Source organism: Pseudomonas avellanae BPIC 631 (genome assembly GCF_000444135.1).
In the GTDB taxonomy this organism is placed as follows: Bacteria; Pseudomonadota; Gammaproteobacteria; order Pseudomonadales; family Pseudomonadaceae; genus Aquipseudomonas; species Aquipseudomonas avellanae.
In genome coordinates, this window is the sequence record NZ_ATDK01000001.1 from 1 (window position 1) to 885 (window position 885).

An 885-nucleotide genomic window follows, 5' to 3' on the forward strand; every position below is an offset into this window, starting at 1 on the left:
CCCCCCAGCCGCTCCGGCCCCTGCGCCAGCAGCGGCCCCGGCAGCGCCTGCGCAACTGGCGACAGTGGCACCGTCAACAGAGGCAGCGGCACCCCAGGCCTCGGCTCCAGCCCCCGCACCTGCCGGCACCCCCGCCGCAGTGCCGGCACCTGCCGCTGACAAGCAGGCTCAATACGTCACCGCCAACAACGATACCCTGTGGGAAATTGCCGCGAAGGTGCGTACCGGTGGGACTGTTCAGCAAACCATGCTGGCGATTCAGGCGCTGAATCCGGATGCTTTCATGGGCGGCAACATTAACCGCCTGAAAAAGGGTCAGGTGCTGCGCCTGCCGACCCCGCAGCAGACCACCGCACTGCCACAGCCGCAGGCGATTGCCGAGGTTTCCCGTCAATACAGCGCCTGGCGTGAAGGTCGGCGTTTGCCGACCGGCACGCGTCAGGTCGATGCCACCCGGCGTGATCGGGCCGGTGCGGCGCCTTCAAAGGTTGATACTTCCGACAATCTCAGCCTGGTCTCGGCAGGTGGCAAACCGGCCGCCAAAGGTGGGGCTGGCGACGCTGACCTGGGCAATAAGCTGGCCGTGGCACAGGAAGCGCTCGATACCACGCGCCGTGATAATGCCGAGCTGAAAAGCCGCATGAACGACCTGCAAAGCCAGCTTGACAAGCTACAGCGTCTGATCGAGCTGAAAAACGGTCAACTGGCCAAAATGCAGGCCGCCGGAGCAGCGGTTCCGCCTGTGGCTGTAACCCCTGAAGCTACGACCCCGGCCAATGCGGCAGTGCCTGCTTCGCTGGTCGATGCCAATGGTGCTCCGGTCAAGCCGGCTGGCGAAATCGCCCCGGAAGACGCATTGCCGGCAGGTGCTGCCCAGGTTGCAAC

Annotated in this window: 1 protein-coding gene; it reads left to right on the forward strand. The window is 65.2% G+C overall.

What is annotated here, in order from left to right:
• A partial coding sequence (locus DW49_RS0100010) for a FimV/HubP family polar landmark protein (RefSeq protein ID WP_032616369.1) occupies window positions 1-885 on the forward strand: 885 nt, incomplete at both ends.